Below are 19,704 nucleotides of genomic sequence, written 5' to 3'. Positions count from 1 at the left end.
ATAAGCATTCAGAAGACGAACATTCTATAAAAAAAGAAGCAAGCAAGCACCTATGCTCACCTGCTCTCTTTTAGCTAATTATTCTTACGTTTCTTTGTATAACCATAACCAGCAGCATAACTTACAACTGAAGCAGCTGCAACCAAGGCTAGTTGAGCTGATGAATCCGTCTTCGAAACATTTGAACCTGGAACCGCACTAGTCTTTGGTAAAGTTTTAGGAGCAACCTTATCTGCTTTTGGCTTGGCAGGCTTAGCTGGTTGCTCAGGTTTAGGCTCTTCCTTCAACTTATAAACAAACTTCAAAGTCTGATTATCAGAGGTCACCTCACCTTGCAAACGTTCTGGCACAGCTGTCAAAATGTAAGTTTTATCACCTACTTTGAGTTCCTTTTGGAGTTCGCTATCATATTTCCAGCTGCTTCCAACCAACTGACCTGTTTCAGCAACAACTTGAGAGTCCTTCAACTCTTTGCCACTCTCATCTGTAAAGATGGCTTTTACTTGACCACCTTTTTCATGAGCAAGGTAAGTCAAGGTTACATCTTTATTAGAAAGTTTGCCTGCTGCAGAGCCTTCTTTAAGGGATACTTCGTAACCATCGACTTTTGGCGATAGCACGTTATAGCCAGAACCTTCAAAACCTTTTGCAACAACAAATTCTTTGTCAATTTGTTTACCAGTAATAGCATCCAAGACCTTGAAAGTTACTGTATAAACCTTTTTGTCGGAAGGTTTAGCTTGGTAAACATAGTGCAAAGTAACGTTGTCCTTTGTTACTTTTCCAGTTTGTGTTTTTGGCGCACCAACAAGCATATACGTTTGACCGTTGACCATAATTGACTTGTCAGCTTCTGGAGCTTTCCAATCAGCGCCAATTTCCTTTCCTGCTTCTGAAACAGTTAAATCACTTTTACCAGAAATTGTTTTGCCATCATTTGTTCGGAAGTCTGCTTTTACAAATCCTCCTTTTGATGAAAGTGTATCAGCTTTTTTAGCTGCTTCTTTCCCATCCAATGAGACAGAAGCAGTGACTGTGCCTACACCAGTAAAATTGTATGAAATTTCATAGTCCCCATCAGGTAGTTTTTCTGTGAAGTCAACTTTACCGTCTTTAATCGGTAAATCCTTACTTACATTTTTACCTTTCAAAGTAGTCTTTGTGACTTCGATTCCTGCACCACCAATAGTGATCTTAGCTGTTTGATTTTCTCCTTTGGTTACTTTCACCTTTTCAGTTGCAGTTTCCATAAACTGCTTCAGCACTTCTGCATCCACAATCTTTGGATCTTTCCCTGTGGCATCATAAATATTAGGATGCCCTAACTTTTTCATCTGATTGATGGATTCGTTACTATTTGTGTCCTTATCTGTAACCTTATTACGGTTCACCACCGTCATAAAGGTTTTTGCACGTGTTTTTGCCCAGTTGGCAAAAGTAGGATCCATTTCCTCACGACCTTCACCCCATCCATCTGTGTATTGAATAACACTGATGGTATCTGTCGGTTTGGTAAGCTTGGTGACAATATCTTCAAATGGAACTTTCGTTCCTGGAGTATCAGTCTTATAACCAAGCTCTCCAAAGGCTTTGGCTATAGCAATGTAATAATCTCCCTCCTTTTGGAAGGTAGAACCCTTCTCTGAAGGATGCTTGATTGCCATTAGCTTGTCGATCAATCCGAGAGCCTGCTCTTTAGTCAAAAGCAAAGATGATACACCATAATTATTTTTTAAAGTGTTCTCATCATTTACACCAACAGCTACATAGCTATCAGTGAAATTCACTGCATACGTTTGTAGAATGTGTTTGCTCTGAGGATTAGTATTAGCCTCAATAATTTTTCGGCTCTGCAACAAAGAAGCTTTCAACTTGCCAGCATACGACACAGAGGTATCATAGATATGCGTCGTTGTCAATGGTTCGATTTCGTTTGTTTTGCTAGTATTTGTAGGAGCTTTTGCTGTGAAATTCAGCTCACTTGAACCTACTTTATCTGCCACGGTTTCAACTGAATTTTCAGTAGCTTTCACTTCTGGCTTAAATTCAGGTTGTTTAGGCTCAGCTGGAGTTGGGTTTGGATTTTCCACTACTGGAGCAGCCTTTTCAACTTTTTCAACTTCAACAGGTGTCTTATCCAAGTCCTTAAATTCTTCAGCTGAAGATGGTTGTTCTTTTTCTTGTTGAGGTTGAGCTGCAACACTTTCTTCCCCAGTTTTTACAACAGTTTTTTCAGGTTCAGCTTTAACCTCATCCGCACTGGCTGATACAGCTCCGACAGATACGATAGCAGCTGCTCCTAAAACAGCACCACATAGGCTACGTGCGACTTTTGATTTTCTAAATCCATATTTCAATTTTTGTTTCATTCAGTCTTTCCTCATCATTATTTTTCTAATACAAAGGTACTTGCTGCACTTTCATTTTTTTAGGTTCTTCTTTTTCTGGTTTTTTTAGAAATGATTGACCATTTATCAAATGGAAATCCTGAATACTCACTTCATTATTGAGTTTCTTCCTTCTACTTGCATCTAAAATCGCATGAGCTACCATATATATAAAATACATCAAGCTCAAAACAAAAATTACTACGCTAACATATAAAACCATTCTTTCTCCTTTTAAAAAACAAAGGTGCAGCCTCCTGCACCTTATATTCTATTCTTCATCCTTTCTGCTCTTCAGACCAACAACTCCTAATCCTCCTAATGCAGCACCAACCACAGACAAAATAGAAGTAGCCGTTCCCGTTTCAGGCAAAGCACTCAATTTCTGTGTTGCAGGAGCTGCAGGGCTTGGTTGCGCTGGTTCTGCTGGTGTCGTTGGCTGAACTGGCTTATCTTCCAACTTCTTATACACTCGAACAGTGATGCCATTTACATTTTCAACATTTTTTGGATCTTCAGGATATTTTTCATAACCTGGAATTTCCTTGAAACCTTTCGTGCCATCTTCTTTAGGTGCCACTGTTTTTCCTTCAGTGTCAATATGAATTGTCACTGGATTTTCTTTCGGATCTACTTTAGGCTCCACTTTTCGATAAACACGCACTGACTGACCCTTTGGATCCTCTTTATTCAGCAAACTTGTTGGATCCGCCTCATAACCTGGGATTTTCTTAAATCCTTTCGTGCCTTTCTCTTTTGGAGCAATCTCTTTACCATCACGGTCAATATGAATGGTTGTTGGGTCATTCACTGGTACTGGTGTTGGTTTAGGAGTCACCTTCTTGTAAACCCGCACGGTCACACCGTTAGGGTCTTCATTGTTGCGAGGATTTTCTGGATCAGGCTCATATCCAGGAATTTTCGCAAACGGCTTCGTTCCGTCCTCTGGAGGAGTAAGTTCTTTTCCACCACCATCAACGTGGATAGTAGTCGGTTTGACGGTCTCACGGTAGATGTAGGTTACTACAATCTTCCCTTCAACCACTTCGCCTGTTTCCTTACCTTCAGTACGAACAAGTTGGTATTCTTTACCATCTTTAGTGATGGTCTTAGGCTTATTGTCGGTTGTGTCATACTTGGTTCCGACCTTAGCATGGTCAATGTCTGTGACTGGTTCTTTAAGAACCGTTTTAGCAGCGTCGTCCTTCACATAGTGCACTTCAACTGAACCCATTTTTTCAACTGGCGCTGGAGTAGGTTTAGGAGTCACCTTCTTGTAAACCCGAACAGTCTCACCGTTAGGGTCTTCATTGTTGCGAGGATTTTCTGGATCAGGCTCATATCCAGGAATTTTCGCAAACGGCTTCGTTCCGTCCTCTGGAGGAGTAAGTTCTTTTCCACCACCATCAACGTGGATAGTAGTCGGTTTGACGGTCTCACGGTAGATGTAGGTTACTACAATCTTCCCTTCAACCACTTCGCCTGTTTCCTTACCTTCAGTACGAACAAGTTGGTATTCTTTACCATCTTTAGTGATGGTCTTAGGCTTATTGTCGGTTGTGTCATACTTGGTTCCGACCTTAGCATGGTCAATGTCTGTGACTGGTTCTTTAAGAACCGTTTTAGCAGCGTCATCCTTCACATAGTGAACTTCAACTGAACCAGTAGCATTATCCCCTGGAAGTGTACTCTTAACTGCCTTCTTATAAGAAACCAAATGATATTTCACAGAAGGTTTAGCTGGAACACCAATTCCTGAAACATCTGCTTGTTGCAACTTTTGAGAATGATAAAACATTTCATGACCATGAGGATTGATTGCACTACTATCTCTTTGAGTCACTGTTTCAACTAAAGTTGATTTCAAGAATGCTTCTCCACCATATACACCTGTCAGACTCTTCTTTTGACTTAAATCAGCATCAGAGCCATTATGAATAGTCCAGTCACGGTTTTGAGGAGATACAGCAAGTTGAATATCACTTGCTTTCATCACATCTTTACCACCAAACGCATACTTGTTGAAAACATTAGCTGTCAATTCTTTTGAGTCAATAACCTTGCCGCTTTTGTCGTAGTAGGTCTTTGTAAACTCATAGCTCCAATCACCAATGTTCAACACATCATTATTAGCATTTCCTGTTCCACCAATTACAAAATTCCCGCTTACACTACCATAACGGTCAGCCAATAAAACCGTTTTGCCATTTTTTACAGGTGATTTTACCAGAGTAATTTTCTTTTCTACATATGCAACACCCAATTTCCCTAATTCAGAATCCGCTGCATAATTCACTTTGTAAGTGATTGTTTCACCTTGGGAAATTGAAATAGGAACCACTTTAGCATTTTTCTTATCTGCTACACTTGTATTTCCTGAGAACATATCCCCCTGAGCGTAGTAAGTTGTGATCTCTTTCATTTGACCAGCTGCAGACCCAACAACTGACTTCATTCCACTTAAATTCAATTCAACACTATTCGGTGCATTTAGAAAAGTAACAGAACCTTTACTTGAAGAAAAATCTCCGAAACTAGCTTTCCCATTGTTAAAATCCACATCAGCTGCATCATTCAACTGAGAAGATGCTGCATAATAAAGCAAAGGATTTTGAGCTACACTATCAACTACAGTTTTACGAGCTTTTTCCGCAGACGTTACTGCAGCAGCATAATCAGCCGCTTTCTGCTCGATTTCAGCCTTTTGAGCAGCTACCTCTTTTTTCGCTGCATCATCAAACTGTTTAACTTGGTCTTCAGTAGTTGCAGTTCCCAAATCTTTAGTTGCTTCCTGTTCCACTGTCAAGCCAGCTGCTTTCGCTTTGGTTACAGCATCCGTCAAGCCTTCATCAACTGTAACCGTTGACTCTTGAGCTTGTCCTTGAGCTTTAGGCGCTGAACTTTCAGCTGTCGTTGCTGGTGCTGGAGTAGCAGTAACTTCATCAGCTGAAGCACTATTTACTCCTGCAAACAATGCAGCTCCTAACACAATGCCGCAAACAAGACCAGCTGCCTTTGACTTACGAACATAACCATGACCTTTAAGTTGTTTTGATTCCATGTGAATCTCCTTCTTTAATATTTTTTTCAAACCTTTTTATGACTTGTTCAGGTCAATGTGATTTATTTTCCGAATTTAAAGTTTTTGAATTTTAATGCTCCTGCAAACAAAGCAAAACTCGCTCCCAATAATGAAACGACCATTTTTTGCTCTTCTCCAGTTGAAGGCAAAATCTTCAATTCTCCCTTCTCATCTTTCAAAGCAACTGTGCCATCCTTCTGACGGACAGCTCCAATTTCTGCTGCTTTTTTCTCAACTACAGAACCATCTGCTTTCTTCACCAATACATTTCCATCTTTAGTTCCTACTACCGTATTTCCTTTATGGTCAATAATCGGCTTAACATTCAAATCAGCTTCCGTCACATTAGGAGCAACTGGCTTCTCTGGATTAACAGGTACATCTGGATTAACTGGACTGATCGGATTGACAGGCTGTGTTGGCTTTTCCTCCACCTTTTTGTCTTCTGCTGGTTTAGGCAATTCCTTGTCCTTCTCAGGATTCGCTGGCTGACTCGGTTCTGTTGACTTACCTTCATCCTTTGGCTTTTCAACATCACTCGGCTGAGTATCTGGCTTTTTATTTTCACCAATAACACCATCTTTTGTAGATGGCTCGGCTGGAGCAGGTTTCGTTGTTTCTTTTCCAATCACAACTCCTGTGTCTCCCCCTTTATCTGGAGCTTCTACACTTGTTCCTGGCTCACTAGAGCCAATTGTTACTCCATCTGCAGATACGTTTCCTGCAAACATCAAAATCGAAGTTGCTACAACAGTAGCTACACCAATGACTTGTTCTTTTTTCATTTCCATTTTCCTTTACATTTTTATTTATGACCAATAACATAGGTCAACTTTTTAGCACTCTCTGAATCAAATACACGATAAGTAACCACACCTAACCCAGAAACGTTGCTTTCCGAAATTAAAACTGATCCATCTGCGGCTACATCTTCTACAAATGAAACATGACCATATGTAAAATCTGCTCCTGCTTGCCCTGGATAGAAACTAACTGCTGCATGTTTGGTTGGAGTATTCGTCACTTCATATCCTGATTGACTTTTCCAATCTCCACCATTTCCCATATAGGGTGAAAATGATACACCAAACTCTTTTGCTCGATTAAATACAAACCAAGTGCATTGTCCATACGGATAAGAACTAGCAATAAAACCTGAAGTATTCATAGGTTTGTCTAATGTAAAACCTGCAGGAATTTCACTAGAAATTTGACCTGAAGCAACTTGCGCATTGCCTTTTACTTTGCCCTTCTTCTTTTTACTACTTTTCCTCTGGTTTGAAACCGTACCTTTAAATACTTCCTGCCATTTTTTGGCATTCTTCTTTAAAGTTTCAGCTTTTGTTTGTCCATCCGATAAGGAAACCCCTTCATAATGTTCTGACCAATACAAAGCGGCTTCTTCAGGACTCTTTGCCGTTTTTAAATAATCCTTAACCTTTTTCCAGTTGCCATTTAGCTCTTTACTCATTAAATCCAGTTCCACATCTGGATCTAACTTTCTTTCTCTAGCCAATGCCCAACGATTTCCGTTGACTTGGTTAGACCAGCCAGACCACTGGAAATAGCCAGCGACACCTCCCCCTGTATTGATTGCTGCAGGATCAAATCCTGACTCTCGCTCAGCAACAGCTAATACTCCAGTCGCTCCTTCTAAAGTAGATTCTTCCTTTCCCATGAGCCAATTTAATATCTTAATGACATCCTTAGCCCTTTCTTCAGAAATATCTGTTTTAGAAGCAACTTCTTTAGCTGTTAAGCTCGTTCCAACTCCTGTCGTTCCTTCACTTCCACCGCCTGCAGCAGAAGAAAATAAAAGAAACGACATCATGACTAGCGGCAGCATCACCCCCATCAATGGCAAAAATAGCCATTTCTTTTTCATCTTCTACCTCCTAAAGCGATTCCGAAATTTTACTTCTGGCACAAATAGATTCTCTCTATCTGTCTTTATCTCAGGTTCCGAAAACGGAGAGTCCTCCACTTTGGATGGTGGTCTCACAATCGGTTTTCTCACTTCTGGAATTGGTTTTGGTTCTGAAATCTCATGTGGCTGTTCAATCGGTCGTTTGACCTCTTGTTTAGGCGGACTGCTCTCTGATTTTTTACGTGTCTTATCCAAACGCTCTTCAACTTCCTCAGGCTCAACAACTGGTGGTCTCACCTGTGGAGGGGATGGTTCTTCTTTCAACACTTCTGGCGCTGGTTGATAAGGCGTTAGTGGACGAGGCGCTGGATTGCGTTGCTCATTCTCCAATAATTCTTCCACTCTTTCTACCTCATGTTCTGACTGAGGTGGAATAGGCGGCAAATTTGGTCTCTCCACAACTGGTTTCGGTGCCAAATCTTCCTCTTCTAAACGAGACGGAATTTTGTTCCGTAGTCCAGGTACTTCTTCCTCTCGAAACGGCTGATCTGTTTCAAAATCTGGACGTTGAATTGGTTTTGGCACCATTTCAATACTTTCATTTGGCGAAACACCCCCTTCAGGGTTTCCTGCCCCAAAATCCGAAACAGGAGCTGGAGCAGGTGTTGGAACTTGAGTAGAAGGCTGACTCTTGTTTTTGAGCCAGTTCTTCCAATTCCCTTTTTGCATCCAACTCATCCTGGTTGCCTTGCCCTCTTCACCTTCATACTCCAGCTCATTTACTGATCCTTGCGTATTTAATTGTGGCAACTTATGAACCCAATCTTGAGCCACAGAAGTCACCCTATTCGCTGTCAGAATGCTGATGAGCCAATCTCTCTTCTTCCAGAGAATAAAGAGGACAAGAGCTTTTAAAATCGTTCCTAAGATCAAGTTGCCAGCTACAGCCTGAGTCAAAATCTCCCCTAATTTATTGTAAAAATACAAAAACAAGACCGAGATAATAGACATGGAACCACTCAAACCCAAGGAAATCAACATTTTCTTATAAATATTAAAAAGAATGTTTTCAAACGTTGGAATCAACGACAATAGGATGGCTATTGGGGATAAAAAGACAATCAAAATAAACATCAATCTCATGACGAAAGCAAAGATAGCAAAGCCATCTATCACCACTCCCATGACAAAAGACTCTATCACAGAGATAAAAGCATAAGTGAACTTCATACCCCAAGAATCTACTAAACCGTAGTATTTTGTCTTTTTGTTATCTCCAACAAAATCTTTCATTTTTTTATTGCCAATTTTAAAATCATCATCCCCATCATTGTAGAAGACCAAGCGTTTCAGTTCCTCGTCACTGAGAATGATTTTCCCGCTTTTATCTTCACCATTCATATGACTGTAAGGTGTCCAAATAGCTTTTAAAAAATATTCATCTAAAACAGCTGTCTGCTCTGAATGAATCCCAGATAAACTCCCTGTGACCTTATTTGAAAGCTCGTTTGTCACTGTCTCCACCGTATCATATAGAATTTCTGCCACATAACCACTTTTATCCTGAATCGTGGTCTGGGTAAACAAGGCTCCGCTAAAAGCAAAAACTGCTAACAATTTCATCAGCGTTTTTACAAAAGAACCATTCCTGACAAAATACACATAAACTGCATAAGCTGCCATCATTATCCCTACAGGCATAAGCAAACTATTCTTTAAATTCCCAAAAACTTGAGCCATTTCTCCAATCACAGTTCGAATTAAATCAGAAAGATTGCCAAGACCATTTGCGGCAGATAAGATTTCATAAATTCCTGCAAAAATTTTGAACTCAAACTTAGTAATCCAGAAAACAGCTTGAACAAATTTATTGATTAGATAACCTGTTTCTAAGCTTATTCCTAAAAAACCATCATCAAACCAGACTTTACTGGTAAACTGATCCAAGTGTTCTTTGACACTTTTGTAATCTAAGCCAGTTAAGGTTTGTTGAGCTTCTTCATCCGCTAAAACGAGGAAACTCGTACCTAGAACAACTAACCCAAAAATACTAAGCAACCAAAACACTTTCCTTTTGTTAAACTTTTCGTATAGTTTAATGTTTCCTCACCCCCTCTACGAAACAGCTTTAAGATCAGATTTTACCGTGTCAAACAGTTTCGTAATCTCAGGAAAAAGACCATCTACCGTTATGCGTTCTTTTCTACCAAACGTATCATAGTAGATACACTGACCCATTGTCATATTCCCAATCCATTCTCTAGTGGACTTAGTTACTGGAATTTTGAGATATTTCAGAACCTCTTCAATCTCATTTTTCTCCAGAAAGGCAAATACTGTACCAAAGCCAGTCGTATCATCTTCAGACTGAATGTCATTGACAGACTGAGTAATGAATACAAGAAAGTTATTCTCTGAACGCCCAACCCGTTTCATCATCTTGAGAATCTTCTTCCCTACTGAAGTTGAGTTAAAGAACCAAGCTTCATCAAAGAACTCAATCGTTTCCTGATGCGGATTTTGCTTTCCAAATTTTGTACAAAAGTAACCCAACGCATACATAACCGATAAACTCTTCCGCTCATCCTGAGTCAGTTCCAGATTGCTTGATGCTTCATTTGGAAGATTCAGACCTGTAATCTCCAAAATCGTAATCTTGGCATCCGTATCAATCCCCTCATTTTTTCCATCTGAGAAACAAAGGGAAAGAATGGACTGCTCAACTGCAGAAATCAAGAACTCTCCTGCATCACGAATCGTCTCATTTTCATGCTCTTTGAGATCTTCAAAAACTTGAATCATACCAACTTTCTGACCATCTTCTCTTAGAGCCAAGTATTTATCAAGTAATTTCAAATAGGCTGTTCGGATCTTGAGAGTATTCTCTTTTCCTAGCAAAGTATCAATCATACTATCCGCCAAGTCACGTGCCTCTCGACCTTTCAAAAATACTAATGGATCTAAAACCCCATAATTCTTTGGATCATTGGCATCCAACGTGACAAAATCAATCGAACGAATGTACTCTTGAATTTCTGGATAAATACCTTTCTCTTCATACTCTTTCAACACTGCTTGATATTGCCTTCGCATTTCCGCTTTCGGATCAATATACAAGGTTTTAGTTTTCAATAAGGTATGATAAGTAAATAGCAATTTAGTCAGATAAGATTTTCCAGACCCCGTCTCACCAATAATGGCGACATGGGGATTACTCGTTGTCTTATCTTTTACATTCAATTTATTCGCCTGAAGCAAATTTGTGAAAATAACATTCGAACTTGATTCTATCGCCGCTTTATAATCTCCTTGCCAAGAGCCGTTTTGATGATCCACACGTCCTATGTACAGACCAATATCTGTTCCCACTTTCTTAGTCATGAAAAACAGGTTTTCACAAAAAGCTTCTAAAGACATAGCCTGAAGGAAATTCTTGTCTTCTCTTTCTAATACTTCACCAATTCTTGTCTTGTAGAAGAGATACAATTGATCCGCATTAGCTCTAACTACTTCTACCCCAATTTGGTTAAGATAAGCATAGAGCGCTTCATACTTATTCTTCAAGCCTTCCATTGTTTGATCGGTTACAATCAAAACATTCAAGTAAGAAACTAAAGCTTCTTCCTCATCCACTTTTCGTCTCAGATCTTCTAAAAGAAAGATACTTTTTAAAACAGATGATTTCTGAACATCATCTGTTTCAGCTGCTTCTTGAGAAGTATTCTTGAGTCGCTTTCTAGCACGCTTGGCTTTTTCAGTCAGAGAAAAAACACCTTTCGGCAACGAAAACTGAACCTTAAAATTGCCCTCTACTGGAAAACGCAAATTCTGCAATTCTTCTTGTAAATGCAAATGAGACATGTTTTCTGGCACATGATTCACTGGTAACAAAGCAACATAACTAGATTGATCGAAATTTGTCAATTTTAAAATATTCACATTTTCAAATTCTATATTCACCTCGTCCAAATTGTCCATGGAGTTCTGAACTATAGAAATTTCCGTGTTTTTATCATAAAATTGACCTCTTAGGTACTGCAGGCGATTCAGAAAAATTGTTTCCCGAGTCGTTAAGGAGCGAATATCTAAAAGAGACAGCGTATTTTCTAAAACTTCTCTTTGATTCTGATACCCCTTCTCCCAATCTTTGGGAACTACTTCTCCAATGCCAAGAGTAGATAAAACAGTCTTTCTTGCATTATCATAACCTTGCTTCACGACACTTTTTAAGTCCACCGATACATGAATCGACTTCAACGGAACAATCAAATAATATTGATACTCATACAACGTGCCAATTGACTGTTCTAACTTTTCAATCGTGCCATTTAAGACATATTCCGCAAGAGAACCTGCACCACTGTCCCAATCAATATCTTGAGAAAGCTTTTTGAAATTTTCAATCAAATCTACATCAACTGGCAACATTTGAATCTCAAAATCATGATAAGACCTAAGATTATTCAATGCTGCATAGACCATTTTCTTAAACTCTTCCTTCGCAGCAGCATCCGTTGAATTGATAACTTTTGAAGGAATCCGATAAACTGCTAAAACAGAACCATCTGTCTTTAGCATCAAATTGTCTTTAATATCCCAAATCTGATTTTTCAATCATTCTCCTTTCTCTTTTTATGCTTTTCATAAATGATTCCTTTGTTGATATAAATACGATCTGACTTCAACCCGTACATCACATAAAATTTAAGATAATCTATGATATAGAAAATCAGAGCTTTCCCATCTACAACTAGATCTGATAAAATTCTAGCTGCATAAAAGGCTACCATACTAGCAAACATCCCTTTCAATCCAAAAGGGAAAGACTTAAACAATACATCCAACAGGACATAAAGTAGAGCAAATACCAACAAAAAATAAACAAGCAATGAAAACTTGATTGGAGCATCTAAAGACAGCCTATCATTCAATCGTTGAATCCAGTAAGGCTGATTGAGCGCTCGCTTGTAAGAATAAAGTTTCTTATCTTTTAATTCCTGTTCCATAACTAACCTTGACCAAAGATCTTAGCTATAATCGTTCCGACTTGACGCAAAACCTGTTCTGGATTTTTTACAAAGTAATAAGCTGCTCCACCAATCAAAAGTGAAAATACTGCTTTACCAATTTTTTGCTCTCGGATGCCATCAATAAACTTCCATCCAGCAAAACCAGCAATCACCCAAACCAATACTGCTTCAACAAACCAACTAAATACTGCTTGTAAACCCATCTTCTACCTCGTTTTCTTTCTATTTTTTGGCATAATCTTTCGGAATACCATGTTCCATCTTCGTAATAAAAAAGCTATCAGCTTTTTCTTCCAACTCAAACGTAAAATTCTCACTATGAGTTGTTCCAGCAATCTCTATTGTTGCCTGGATATAAGCCGTCACCTTCTTACCATCCTTTTTGTAATAAGCATAATCCAATGTTTTAAACACCGCTCCAGAAATAGCTCTTACATCCTTTGCGACTGCATTTAGATTATCTTGAGAAGTCGTATAGTTGCTGAAAAACAATTTGATAAAGTTATCCAATTTTTCCTGCTCTTCTTCTACCACTTCATCTGTTGCGGTCAGGTTCAAAACATTTTTTGCATCTACTTCAGTTGCCTTGAAACTTTCCACTGCTTCAAACCAGGGCAGACCAGACACATAGAATCCAGTTTTATTTTCTCCGTAAGGAATTGAAAAATTCACTGTAATTCTAGTCTTTTCCGCACCTGTTTCATAAGTTACACGATAAACAGCCACATTCTTCTTAATCTCTTGTACACGAGAAGAAATCAAGCTTGTAGGCTGTCTTAACTGACCTTGTGAGCGGACTTCTGGAATCACATCATAATAACTATTCAAACGTTCAATCTCTTCTTTTTGTAAAGACTCCTCACCCGAATAATTAAAATAGCTACTTACATAGCCATTTAAGAATAACTCCAAGCGATTATCTGTCTGATAACCATTATCCGTCTTCTCCACCACTTTCACAGTTGGCTTATTTGGCACTACTTGCCGTGTAAAAGTAACTATCACTGTTCCAGCTGCTAAACCAACCAACGCTAAAATTCCACCCAAAAACAACAAATTAGCTGTTCTTTGATTAACTTTTTTAGGCAATTTCATCTTAATTTTTTGCTTCTGATTGATTTTCTTCAAAAACCGCTTTTCTTTTTTCTCTTCTGCCATTTCTCTCCTTTTGCAACAATATTTTTCCGTCACAACGGAAATTTTATGTTTTTTCCAATCTAGTGGAAATATTCTTCATCTACATAAAATCCTTTCGGTGTGTTTAGCACCACCCCCTTTTCAATATAGCTATTTACAGCTGTTATCCAGCTACCCGCTTTATAAAAGAAATGAATAACAGAGCTAAATTCTGCCTGTTCTAGTAATTTCACCATCAATTCTGCTTCATCTCTTGTCAAAAAACGATAAGTCCTTGTAGCAATATCAACAAGCGATTTTCCTTGTTTTAACAAGTAAGATACAACAAACTCATCCCCCTTATACAACTCAACAATAATCTTCTTCAAAAGATAGGCTTTTCCTAAACTAAAAATCGTATCTACTCCCCAATCAGAAAATCCACAAACAAAAAAGGACTCCTCATCAATCCCTCTTTCATTTATTCTTTCCTGTACCTGTTCTTTTGTAAACTTCATCAAATCTAGCTCACACAGAAAACGTGATTCGCCATTTTCATGCACTCGAATGTTCGCAAGCATACATACCTCAATATTCCTCTGCTTGTCTATTTAATTGCTCCAAGTCCTCAACAGTGAAAGAACCTGTACCAATATAAGCAGAACCTTCCGTCTCTACAATCTCAATTTGTTCATCATACGAACCAGACAAACCAATCTTTGTGAGTTTTCCAAAATAAAAAGGCAAGCTAAACCATGCCTGCCTACCGTTTTGCGGATTCCTGATTAAAACCCTAGATTTACACACTTACTAAGCCTCCCTCTCTAACGAATAAATAAAAAGCCTCACCATAAACGATAAGTGCTTACAATGCAAAGTACCACATCGAACCTACTTACCATTCCACCTTTCGACAATACATTTTACTTCCTCAATCTGCTCTTCATCAAAAGCTCTAGAAAATCTGGAAGGCAAATAATTGAAATGCCTACTCACAACATTTCCTTCTTCATCAACTACAATAAAAGCCCTAAACACATATTTCTTTTTTAAAAAAAGTACAAAATCACACCTAGTTTTTCTAGTGTCTGTAGGTGTTACATCAGCACAATAACTTAGTCCACGAGTATGCGCCAACCGCAACAAGTCTTCAAATATTTCTTCCGCTGTCATTTTCAATCCCTTCATTGAATATAAAGAAAAAGGGAATCGAACCCTTTTCCTCTACTACTAATTTGCAAGCTCAGAGAAGCTGCTGCCACGTTTACGCAAAATACCTTGGTATTTTCGCATTTCCCCGTTCGCCCACCAATACTTCTTCAATTCATCCTGCATCTCCGAAATACCAGCTTCAGAAAGTTCCCGTCCTGTAAAATCATTTAGCTGATCGTCTTTCAACAAAACGTTCAACTTATTCGCAATATCAAACGCTTCTTCAAATTTGTTTGATTGCAAAAGCTCACCAAATTCTTGAGAAGTACCTTTAATTTTCTTAATCAATTCTTTTTTATTTTCAGCCATTTTCATTTCTCCATTTTTATTTTTTATTTGTTTTCGTAGTTCATTAACATTTAATGACTAGTCGGCGACCTAACCGATTTCATATCCTACCTCATCTATACTTTCTTAGCCGCTTAAGCAGATTGTTTTTATAAATCATCAAATACAAAAGAGCTACCTTCTCATCATCTGAAGCAAGCAACAATTCCTGTTTCAATGACTCACGCTTCTTTTCTGCAAGCTCTTTTAACATTTGTGTATATCCTGCCAATGCTTGATTATATGTCACTTTCGCATTCTTATCATTACGATAAGCAAAAGAATTCATCTTACTTTGTAATGCTTTTAAATTTAAACGTTGTTCTCTAAAACACTCATTTTGAATTTCTGGATCATAAAAGCTCGAATCAGGCAGCCTTAAAACTACATCATCAACAACATAGTCAAGTTTATCAATATGCTCGACTAGATATTTTTCAATTGCTGCAGCTTTCATTTACACCTCATGTGCTAAAAGTTCTTCTTTGCTCTTGCTTTGAGACTGAAGCTTCAAGGTTTCTAAAATCTTTCTTTCCTTGTCAGTGATTTCACCTGAATCCAAGATAATCTGAATATAATTCGTATTCATAAGCTTGTCATACTCACTGACCATGAGCCAGCTGTTTGAGACTGCATAAGTCAACCAACTGATTGTACGCCCTATACTATAGGGTTCAGGCTGAACTGATAATTTCATTGGCTCCACACCACCGAAGAGCCTCTGCCATTTTCGATCAGGAAGAAATGCACCATATGAATTTCTCTCGCCATAAACCTGAATCTCCTTATTGATAATCCCTTTCGCAATTTCTGCCAGATCAACACCGTAACTATATTCTTCAACTGCCTTATGTGCTTTTTCTTGAGCAAAGCGTAATTCATACCGATTCCAAATTCCAAAAACTTCCAACGCTTCAATCAGACTCATCTTTTCTTTCTTCGCTATTTCATAACGTTTCTCATAAAAGTTGAAGTACAGATTGGATTGCCTAGAACCGAAATATAAGGAAATACCTTGTCTAGCTTCCTCCTTTTCAAACTCATTCTGAAAACCAAGACCGCCACCACCAATATGATTCCAAGTCTTCAACTTATCAAAAATGACCTCGTTATGATAGACTTTCGTAATCATATCTGACAACAAAAAATGTTCCGACTCACTCTCTTGCCCCTGGTACATTTCATCCATTGCAATATCAAGTCTTGTCACCTTCATATCTTTGCGTTCAAAAATCATTTTGGATAAAATGTCGTGCCAACTCTTGTCATGATTTTCTAAAATCAACTCCATCTGACGGCAACCTTGACCCGACATTTGAACTGTAATTTGATAATTTCCTGTAAGATTCTTATCTACATAATCAAATATCCAAATATCACCTCTTCGCCACAAGTGATTGTAAGCCATCAACTTTGTATCCTCAGACACAAACTCCTTCAAATCACACAAGAGATACGCTTCAGTGAAATACGCTAAGTCACGTACCTCTTTGAATGTAATTCTCAGGTAGTCAATCATGACCCTTAACGCATCTTTTTTAGCCGATACATAGCCCAAAGCATTTTTTATTTCCCGAAAACGTGTTGAGGTTAGCCCTCTTTGATTAGACTCATAAGCTCTCAAACTTCTTACATTGATATTAACAAGCTCTGCAAATTGTTTTTGAGTCAAATTTGTTGTTTTTCGTAAGTCTTTTAAATGTTTTCCATCAATAATTCTGTCTTTTGCCATTTTTTCTCCATTTTGTGACACGCTTTTTTTGCGAAAATGACACACTTTCCAAATCTCGCAATCCCTTGAGCTACCTAGCGTTAGGCAAGGTCTTCATGCTCGTTTTTCGTTTTTCTACCCCCCTATTAGAAATTGGGGGTTGTTTGTTAAGACAACCCTTCCTGAGCATAGATGGTCGGTGCAATCGGGATATACGGTCTGGGCTACGCCCAGCCCTATCCCTGCACCTATCCATACTCAGGAAGAGCTGCCTTACCATAGCTCTTCCACCACTAACCAAAATAATTGGCTAATAGTTCCTTCCAAGTCTCTGTTCCAGACTCTTTCTTCTCAAATAAACGCTCCATTAGCTGCACTTGATCCTGAGAAAACAGTATTTCTCCATCCTCACGACTGAAAGAGGAGTATTTCCCATCTTCCAAAAGAGCAACCAATTTCACAACCTGAGACAAACTCTTACCTAAGTCTTTAGATAATTGTTTAGCACCAATTTTATCTTCTTCCATCAGCATTTCTTCCATTTCTTCAAATTCAGAGTCTCTCACAATTTCTGGCAACTCTACCTCTGGTAAGTCTACAGAAACAGACTCAGCAAATTGCAACAAATCTTCATCATGAATAATATCCGTTGAAACCTGGTTATTCTCCGTTGGATCAAACTGGTTTTCATGACGTGAAATCCTAGAAAACTCATCATGAAACGAAAATCTTTTCGGTAACAAAGGTGAATAAAACTCTCTAGCTACTTCACCGAATACAGCTGCATAACCACGACCATAAATTCTTCTTCCTCCAAGATATTTCAGATACTTGAACTCTTTGTTGCGGTTTTCAGAACCAAAAAGGATATCATATCCCATTTCGTCCAACCGACCAACAGAGATCCTAAAGTTGATATTAGATTGCAGCTTACTGCCTAAATCTTCCCTTGATGGCTTTTGCATAGCTAGAATACCGAAGCACCCAGCTTGCCGACCTAAAAGTAAGAATTGACCAATAGCATTATCAACCCTTTCTCTATCTTTATAGGACAACATAGCCATCAAAGCGTTATACTCATCACAAACGAAGAAATAAGGCTCTAAACCATATTCATGAAACTTTTTCATATCCTTATGGCCAAGCCGCTTCATTTCTGAACGCATAAAATCATATCTAGCCATCATAATAACAACTGCTTTTTCAAAATGAGAAACAATATCAGCAATCTCAAAAACAACCCGTCCTTTAAAAGCTTCAATATCACTCATAGTCACAAAATCAGCCCGCTTGGGATCACATATATCCGCAACACCAACTTTAGACAAAGCCAATATTAAAGAACGTAAAAGAACTGTTTTACCACCACCAGTACCACCAGCAACAAGCAAATGCGGATCACTAATAAAGTCCCAATAAAAGCCCTTCATCAGCTCCACACCTTTATCTTTATCCCAATGTACTTCAGGTATCGTGATCCTATTCAAATACGCAGAATAAGCCAATCTATACACCTTATATTTTGGTTCATCCAAAGTCTCCATAAAATCCATAAAGAAAGTGTCTTCTAAAGCTCCACCAATCTTCTTGAATTTCTCCTGGAATTTATTTCCTGCCATCTTGAAATGAACTGCTAGATCATATTTTCCCTGTTGAAGATAAATTTTCGGAAATTTAATAGAATGACCTTGATTATTAGATTTTTTCTTCTCGTAAACATATTTATTTTCATAAAGAAAAAACGATAGTTTGCCTAACCGCTCTAATCTTTTAAAAAAAGGTGTTGTCTCCTGAAGAAACCAAGTCAGATATAAAGACAATAAAAATGATAAAACCAACAAAAAAAGCGTTAAACCAATTTGTGACCAATCTAACGCTTGATAATCTTCAATGTGCAAATACACATAAAAAGCTAATCCACTTAAAAATGGAAGCAACAAAAATCCAAAGATAATAAAATTCATATACCGCATATAAGGACGAACCCTCACACCACGATACTGAGGAAGTAAACGTATAGACATTCTATACCTCCTTTAAAATATTATCCTTTGTGTTCTTCCTTACCTTTGTTTTCAGGCTGCTTTGGTGCATTCACATGCTGTGCAACGTTTGCACGCTTAATACCATCCGCAAAAATTTTGTATGTACCACCTGCAACATTGCTCCAAGTAATCACTACACCTTCCAATTCAACTACATCACCCAATTTCAAATTCAGATCTTCAATAGCATGCCGTGGCATATTAACGATTGACACAAAAATAGGTGCTTTCTGAGCATCAGAAAACACAGTCACATCGTTCCACTTTACTTCACCAGTTGACATTTGAGGATATACCCCAAAACGATCAGGCTGCTTCGTAGTGTCGTCTTCAGTAAAGAATACAGGTTCTTCCAATCGACGCCAGGACAGGCTTCCCAAAATAGCCTTTTCATCTAATCCATCAGAGAACGTGCGATACTCCTTATCAGCAATCTTAATTTTTTCACCAAATTCTAATCCAATTTTAGCCATAAACAAAATCCTTTCTTTCTATTTCAAAACAGTTAAGCCTTTAGCCCATACATTTTTGGCAGGCTCAACATTACGACCATTTACACCATAATCCACATACAATAGTGGATCTTCAACCTTAACCATTGCTCCTTGCGGAATAACGGCTGCAGATGCCGTTGTAATTACATGAAAAACTCCATGTTTTTCATTGAATAGATGATGTCTTGTATAAGACCCCTTTTGACCATCCATGTGAGTTGGCCCAGCTTCAAAACCATCATAAATTGCTTCTCCAATAAATTCTGGTTTTAGTTTCAATGTTTCTTGTTTCATTTTACAAATACCTCTTCTATTTTTTTTCTAAATCTTTTTTATAAAACTATTGCAAATAAAAAGAAGGCGAACGTGCCCTCCATTTTCTTATATTCAAATTTCAACCCTTTCACCATGTTAAATAAAAAGACCATCAAAC

General features: G+C 38.3%; 19 protein-coding genes. All 19 read right to left on the bottom strand.

Annotation, left to right across the window (positions count from 1 at the left end; all coding sequences use genetic code 11):
* Nucleotides 1-74: 74 nt before the first annotated feature.
* The 19 genes from RWS39_RS09545 to RWS39_RS02135 all read right to left on the bottom strand — a co-directional run bounded on the left by RWS39_RS09545 (nt 75) and on the right by RWS39_RS02135 (nt 19,565).
* The gene (locus RWS39_RS09545) at nt 75-2,369 is read right to left on the bottom strand and encodes a MucBP domain-containing protein (RefSeq protein ID WP_390896030.1); all 2,295 of its coding nucleotides are present in this window, start codon (nt 2,367-2,369) and stop codon (nt 75-77) included.
* A 25-nt stretch (nt 2,370-2,394) separates the two neighbouring features.
* A complete protein-coding gene (locus tag RWS39_RS02220; protein WP_314480006.1) occupies nt 2,395-2,610 on the bottom strand; it encodes a hypothetical protein in 216 nt (71 codons plus the stop codon).
* A gap of 48 nt (nt 2,611-2,658) precedes the next feature.
* On the bottom strand, nt 2,659-5,448 hold the full coding sequence (locus tag RWS39_RS02215) for a MucBP domain-containing protein (RefSeq protein ID WP_314480003.1): 2,790 nt from the start codon (nt 5,446-5,448) through the stop codon (nt 2,659-2,661).
* A 62-nt stretch (nt 5,449-5,510) separates the two neighbouring features.
* Nucleotides 5,511-6,254: an LPXTG cell wall anchor domain-containing protein gene (locus tag RWS39_RS02210; RefSeq protein ID WP_314480001.1), complete on the bottom strand. Its 744-nt coding sequence runs from the start codon at nt 6,252-6,254 to the stop codon at nt 5,511-5,513.
* A gap of 20 nt (nt 6,255-6,274) precedes the next feature.
* Nucleotides 6,275-7,354 carry a phage tail tip lysozyme gene (locus RWS39_RS02205; RefSeq protein ID WP_314479998.1) on the bottom strand — a complete coding sequence of 360 codons (1,080 nt, stop codon included), beginning with the start codon at nt 7,352-7,354 and terminating at the stop codon, nt 6,275-6,277.
* A 3-nt stretch (nt 7,355-7,357) separates the two neighbouring features.
* Complete coding sequence (locus RWS39_RS02200; protein ID WP_314479995.1) at nt 7,358-9,394, bottom strand: hypothetical protein; 2,037 nt, start codon at nt 9,392-9,394, stop codon at nt 7,358-7,360.
* 57 nt (nt 9,395-9,451) lie between these two features.
* Nucleotides 9,452-11,914, bottom strand: a complete 2,463-nt coding sequence (locus RWS39_RS02195) for an ATP-binding protein (RefSeq protein WP_390896032.1) — start codon at nt 11,912-11,914, stop codon at nt 9,452-9,454.
* A 32-nt stretch (nt 11,915-11,946) separates the two neighbouring features.
* On the bottom strand, nt 11,947-12,342 hold the full coding sequence (locus tag RWS39_RS02190) for a TcpE family conjugal transfer membrane protein (protein ID WP_314479989.1): 396 nt from the start codon (nt 12,340-12,342) through the stop codon (nt 11,947-11,949).
* 2 nt (nt 12,343-12,344) lie between these two features.
* Nucleotides 12,345-12,569 carry a TcpD family membrane protein gene (locus RWS39_RS02185; RefSeq protein ID WP_314479987.1) on the bottom strand — a complete coding sequence of 75 codons (225 nt, stop codon included), beginning with the start codon at nt 12,567-12,569 and terminating at the stop codon, nt 12,345-12,347.
* Nucleotides 12,570-12,588: 19 nt separating this feature from the next.
* Nucleotides 12,589-13,524, bottom strand: a complete 936-nt coding sequence (locus RWS39_RS02180) for a conjugal transfer protein (protein ID WP_314479985.1) — start codon at nt 13,522-13,524, stop codon at nt 12,589-12,591.
* 59 nt (nt 13,525-13,583) lie between these two features.
* On the bottom strand, nt 13,584-14,063 hold the full coding sequence (locus tag RWS39_RS02175; protein ID WP_314479982.1) for a hypothetical protein: 480 nt from the start codon (nt 14,061-14,063) through the stop codon (nt 13,584-13,586).
* Nucleotides 14,064-14,070: 7 nt separating this feature from the next.
* Nucleotides 14,071-14,289, bottom strand: a complete 219-nt coding sequence (locus RWS39_RS02170) for a hypothetical protein (RefSeq protein WP_314479979.1) — start codon at nt 14,287-14,289, stop codon at nt 14,071-14,073.
* A gap of 84 nt (nt 14,290-14,373) precedes the next feature.
* A complete protein-coding gene (locus RWS39_RS02165; RefSeq protein WP_314479976.1) occupies nt 14,374-14,655 on the bottom strand; it encodes a hypothetical protein in 282 nt (93 codons plus the stop codon).
* A 57-nt stretch (nt 14,656-14,712) separates the two neighbouring features.
* The gene (locus RWS39_RS02160; RefSeq protein WP_314479973.1) at nt 14,713-15,003 is read right to left on the bottom strand and encodes a hypothetical protein; all 291 of its coding nucleotides are present in this window, start codon (nt 15,001-15,003) and stop codon (nt 14,713-14,715) included.
* Nucleotides 15,004-15,094: 91 nt separating this feature from the next.
* A complete protein-coding gene (locus tag RWS39_RS02155; RefSeq protein WP_314479970.1) occupies nt 15,095-15,478 on the bottom strand; it encodes a hypothetical protein in 384 nt (127 codons plus the stop codon).
* A complete protein-coding gene (locus tag RWS39_RS02150; RefSeq protein WP_314479967.1) occupies nt 15,479-16,753 on the bottom strand; it encodes a replication initiation factor domain-containing protein in 1,275 nt (424 codons plus the stop codon).
* 272 nt (nt 16,754-17,025) lie between these two features.
* Entirely contained in the window at nt 17,026-18,756 is a 1,731-nt protein-coding gene (locus RWS39_RS02145) for an FtsK/SpoIIIE domain-containing protein (RefSeq protein ID WP_314479965.1), read from the bottom strand.
* 20 nt (nt 18,757-18,776) lie between these two features.
* The gene (locus RWS39_RS02140) at nt 18,777-19,250 is read right to left on the bottom strand and encodes a hypothetical protein (RefSeq protein WP_314479963.1); all 474 of its coding nucleotides are present in this window, start codon (nt 19,248-19,250) and stop codon (nt 18,777-18,779) included.
* 18 nt (nt 19,251-19,268) lie between these two features.
* Complete coding sequence (locus RWS39_RS02135) at nt 19,269-19,565, bottom strand: hypothetical protein (protein WP_314479960.1); 297 nt, start codon at nt 19,563-19,565, stop codon at nt 19,269-19,271.
* Nucleotides 19,566-19,704: the final 139 nt, after the last annotated feature.

It is taken from the genome of Streptococcus cristatus, assembly GCF_963529205.1.
In the GTDB taxonomy this organism is placed as follows: domain Bacteria; phylum Bacillota; class Bacilli; order Lactobacillales; family Streptococcaceae; genus Streptococcus; species Streptococcus cristatus_O.
Note: the sequence above shows the minus strand (reverse complement) of the source record. Positions and strands in the feature narration are given on the sequence as shown.

What these genes read in the sequence shown, in the direction of transcription:
- RWS39_RS09545 (WP_390896030.1), bottom strand. Translation starts at nt 2,369, where the DNA reads ATGAAACAAAAATTGAAATATGGATTTAGAAAATCAAAAGTCGCACGT.
- RWS39_RS02220 (WP_314480006.1), bottom strand. Translation starts at nt 2,610, where the DNA reads ATGGTTTTATATGTTAGCGTAGTAATTTTTGTTTTGAGCTTGATGTAT.
- RWS39_RS02215 (WP_314480003.1), bottom strand. Translation starts at nt 5,448, where the DNA reads ATGGAATCAAAACAACTTAAAGGTCATGGTTATGTTCGTAAGTCAAAG.
- RWS39_RS02210 (WP_314480001.1), bottom strand. Translation starts at nt 6,254, where the DNA reads ATGAAAAAAGAACAAGTCATTGGTGTAGCTACTGTTGTAGCAACTTCG.
- RWS39_RS02205 (WP_314479998.1), bottom strand. Translation starts at nt 7,354, where the DNA reads ATGAAAAAGAAATGGCTATTTTTGCCATTGATGGGGGTGATGCTGCCG.
- RWS39_RS02195 (WP_390896032.1), bottom strand. Translation starts at nt 11,914, where the DNA reads ATGCTAAAGACAGATGGTTCTGTTTTAGCAGTTTATCGGATTCCTTCA.
- RWS39_RS02190 (WP_314479989.1), bottom strand. Translation starts at nt 12,342, where the DNA reads ATGGAACAGGAATTAAAAGATAAGAAACTTTATTCTTACAAGCGAGCG.
- RWS39_RS02185 (WP_314479987.1), bottom strand. Translation starts at nt 12,569, where the DNA reads ATGGGTTTACAAGCAGTATTTAGTTGGTTTGTTGAAGCAGTATTGGTT.
- RWS39_RS02180 (WP_314479985.1), bottom strand. Translation starts at nt 13,524, where the DNA reads ATGGCAGAAGAGAAAAAAGAAAAGCGGTTTTTGAAGAAAATCAATCAG.
- RWS39_RS02175 (WP_314479982.1), bottom strand. Translation starts at nt 14,063, where the DNA reads ATGCTTGCGAACATTCGAGTGCATGAAAATGGCGAATCACGTTTTCTG.
- RWS39_RS02165 (WP_314479976.1), bottom strand. Translation starts at nt 14,655, where the DNA reads ATGACAGCGGAAGAAATATTTGAAGACTTGTTGCGGTTGGCGCATACT.
- RWS39_RS02160 (WP_314479973.1), bottom strand. Translation starts at nt 15,003, where the DNA reads ATGGCTGAAAATAAAAAAGAATTGATTAAGAAAATTAAAGGTACTTCT.
- RWS39_RS02155 (WP_314479970.1), bottom strand. Translation starts at nt 15,478, where the DNA reads ATGAAAGCTGCAGCAATTGAAAAATATCTAGTCGAGCATATTGATAAA.
- RWS39_RS02150 (WP_314479967.1), bottom strand. Translation starts at nt 16,753, where the DNA reads ATGGCAAAAGACAGAATTATTGATGGAAAACATTTAAAAGACTTACGA.
- RWS39_RS02145 (WP_314479965.1), bottom strand. Translation starts at nt 18,756, where the DNA reads ATGTCTATACGTTTACTTCCTCAGTATCGTGGTGTGAGGGTTCGTCCT.
- RWS39_RS02140 (WP_314479963.1), bottom strand. Translation starts at nt 19,250, where the DNA reads ATGGCTAAAATTGGATTAGAATTTGGTGAAAAAATTAAGATTGCTGAT.
- RWS39_RS02135 (WP_314479960.1), bottom strand. Translation starts at nt 19,565, where the DNA reads ATGAAACAAGAAACATTGAAACTAAAACCAGAATTTATTGGAGAAGCA.